Raw genomic sequence first — 3312 nt, forward strand, 5'->3', positions numbered from 1 at the left:
TGGAGAAGGGCCCAAGGCCCAGCCAGCGGGATCGAAAGCGCGCCGAGCGGGGCCGGATTCGTCTCCTGCCACCCGCCGACCGGCTTTGAGGAGGAGACGCGACGATGCTCGATACCGTGCCGCCCGCTCCCGAGATCAGGGAGCGCTTCGGCGAGGCGGCCATCAGCGAGCAACCCACGCTCGACCGCATTCCGACCGTCTGGGTGACCAGAGCATCCGTGCGCGAGGTCCTGCGCTTTCTCAAGCACTCGATCCAGCCTCCGTACCGCATGCTTTATGATCTCACCGCGATCGACGAGCGGGTGCGCGATCACCGCCCGGCCCAGCCGGCGTCGGATTACACGGTCGTTTATCACCTGCTCTCCCTCGAGCGCGCCTCCGAGATCCGGCTCAAGGTCGCTCTCTCGGCAGGTGATCTGACGCTGTCCACCATCACCGATATCTGGCCGGCGGCCAACTGGTACGAGCGCGAGATTTGGGACATGTTCGGCGTGGACTTCCCGGGCCATCCGCATCTGGCGCGCATTCTGCTGCCTCCCACCTGGGAGGGCCATCCGCTGCGCAAGGACGCGAGCGCGCGCGGCACCGAGCTGGGACCTTACGAGCTCGACGACGAGGGCGAGGACCGCGAGCAGGAGGCGCTGCGCTTTCGCCCCGAGGCGTGGGGGCTCGAGCGTAGCCACCGGGGCACGGATTTTCTGTTTCTCAATCTCGGCCCGAACCACCCCAGCGCCCATGGCGTGTTCCGCATCGTGCTGCAGCTCGATGGCGAGGAGATTGTCGATGCCGTGCCGGATATCGGCTTTCATCACCGCGCCGCGGAGAAAATGGGCGAGCGTCAGAGCTGGCACACCTACATCCCCTACACCGACCGGGTGGACTATCTGGGCGGGGTGATGAACAACCTGCCCTATGTTCTGGCGGTGGAACAGCTCGCCGGCATCCAAGTCCCGGAGCGGGTCGAGGTCATCCGCGTCATGCTCTCGGAGCTATTCCGGATTGCCAGCCACCTGCTCTTCTACGGCACGTTCGCCCAAGACGTGGGGCAGATGTCGCCGGTCTTCTACATGTTCAGCGATCGCCAGCGCATCTACGACATCATCGAGGGGGTGTGCGGCTTTCGCATGCATCCGGCGTGGTTTCGCATCGGGGGAGTGGCCATGGATCTGCCCGCCGGCTGGGACAAGCTCGTGCGGTGGTTCGTCGACTACCTGCCCAGGCGCCTCGACGAGTACGAGCGGATCGTCATGCGCAACCGCACGCTCAAGGCGCGCACGGTCGGCATCGGCGAATATGACACGGCCGAGGCGATCGAGTGGGGAGTCACCGGACCGGGCCTGCGCGCCACGGGGCTGGAATGGGATCTGCGCAAGCAGCGGCCTTACAGCGGTTACGAGCAGTTCGACTTCGACGTACCGACCGCGGCGCGCGGCGACGCCTACGACCGGTGTGCCGTGCGCATCGAGGAGATGCGCCAGAGCTTGCGGATCGTGCGGCAGTGCCTGGAGAACATGCCCGAGGGGCCGTACAAGGCCGATCACCCTTTGACGACTCCGCCGATGAAAGATCGCACGATGCACGACATCGAGACCTTGATCCAGCACTTCCTGAACGTCTCCTGGGGTCCGGTGATGCCGCCGGGCGAGTCCTGCGTCACCGTGGAGGCCACCAAGGGCCTCAATAGCTACTATCTGATCTCGGACAAACACACCAACGCCTACCGAACCCGCATCCGCACGCCGTCGTTCCCCCACTTGCAGATGATTCCGGAGATCACGCGCGGCCTGATGGTGGCGGATCTGATCGCCATCCTCGGCTCCATCGACTTCGTCATGGCCGATGTCGACCGTTGAGGGCCGGAGCAACGAGCGGGGCGAGGACGCACCGGGTCGGGTGCTGCCGCGACGCGGCACGGCGAACGAGGACCAGGCAATGCTAAGCGACGAGGAACGCCGCGAAATCGCGGCGGAAATGGCTCACTACGAGGAAACGCGCGCGGCGGGCGTCGAGGCGCTCAAGATCATCCAGCGCCACCGCGGCTGGGTGGACGATGCGGCGCTCCACGACGCCGCCGAGCTGCTCGAGCTCTCCGAGGCCGAGCTCGACGGCGTGGCCACCTTCTACAACCTGATCTTCCGCCGCCCGGTGGGACGCCACGTGATACTGCTCTGCGACAGCATCAGCTGCTGGGTCTGCGGTTACGAGACGGTGCACCAAGCGCTGCGTGAACGCCTCGGCATCGCCATGGGCGAGACCACCGCCGACGGTCGCTTCACCCTGCTGCCCACGGCTTGCCTGGGCGCGTGCGACGGCGCGCCGGCCATGCTGATCGACCATGATCTGCATCGCAACCTCGCCTGCGAGCGCCTCGATAGCATTCTGGCGGACTACGATTGAGGGAGCGCGCCGCCGCAGGCGCTCGCTGGCAGCCAGCGCGCCGCCCATCAACGGTAACCTTGCAATCAGCACGGAGGCTCTCATGGCCGAGACCCCGTTGACGCAAAACATCCAAGCCGGCCGGGAACCCCTCGAGCTGGCGGGCTATCAGCGTGCCGGCGGCTATCAGGCGCTGCGCAAAGCGCTGCGGGAGATGGACCCGCAGCAGATCATCGCCGAGGTGAAGGACTCCAATCTACGCGGACGCGGCGGCGCCGGATTTCCGACCGGGGTCAAGTGGGGCTTCGTGCCCCACGGCGCCGATGCCCCGGAGCGCAAATACCTCGTTGCCAACGCCGATGAAATGGAACCCGGGACGTTCAAGGACCGGCTGCTCATGGAAGGTGATCCGCATCAGTTCGTCGAGGCGCTCATCGTCAGCGCCTACGCGATCGGCGCGCAAACCGCCTATATCTTTCTGCGCGACGAGTATCGGCTGGCGGCGCGGCGCCTGCAGCGCGCGATCGATGAAGCCCGCGCGGCGAACTTGCTCGGCGCGGATATCCTGGGCAGCGGCGTCGCAATCGATGTGTATATCCACACCAGCGCCGGGCGTTACATCTGCGGCGAGGAAACCGCACTGCTCAATGCGCTCGAAGGCCGCCGCGCCACCCCACGCGCGAAGCCGCCGTTCCCGCAGCAAGCCGGTTTGTGGGGCTGGCCGACCGTCGTCAACAATGTCGAGACACTGTGCAGCGTCCCCCATATCGTCAATCGGGGTGCCGAGTGGTACCGCAAGCTCAGCCACTCCGAAGACGGCGGGACGAAGCTTTTCGGCGCGAGCGGCCACGTCACGCGGCCGGGCTGCTGGGAGCTGCCCATGGGCACCCCCATGCGCGCGGTGCTCGAGGAACACGCCGGCGGTATGCAAGCCGG

General features: G+C 66.3%; 3 protein-coding genes. All 3 read left to right on the forward strand.

Annotated features, from left to right (window positions below; all coding sequences use genetic code 11):
• Window positions 1–104 precede the first annotated feature (104 nt).
• Complete coding sequence (nuoC, locus tag AC52Q4_RS13675) at window positions 105–1853, forward strand: NADH-quinone oxidoreductase subunit C/D (RefSeq protein ID WP_495537352.1); 1749 nt, start codon at window positions 105–107, stop codon at window positions 1851–1853.
• Window positions 1840–2397 (forward strand): NADH-quinone oxidoreductase subunit NuoE, encoded by a 558-nt coding sequence (gene nuoE / locus AC52Q4_RS13680; protein WP_495537353.1) that lies wholly within the window; start codon window positions 1840–1842, stop codon window positions 2395–2397. Before nuoC ends, nuoE begins: the two co-directional genes overlap by 14 nt.
• An 82-nt stretch (window positions 2398–2479) precedes the next feature.
• Window positions 2480–3312 (forward strand): complex I 51 kDa subunit family protein (locus AC52Q4_RS13685; protein WP_495537354.1); only part of this gene is annotated, 833 nt, incomplete at its 3' end.

It is taken from the genome of Nitrococcus sp., assembly GCF_059432795.1.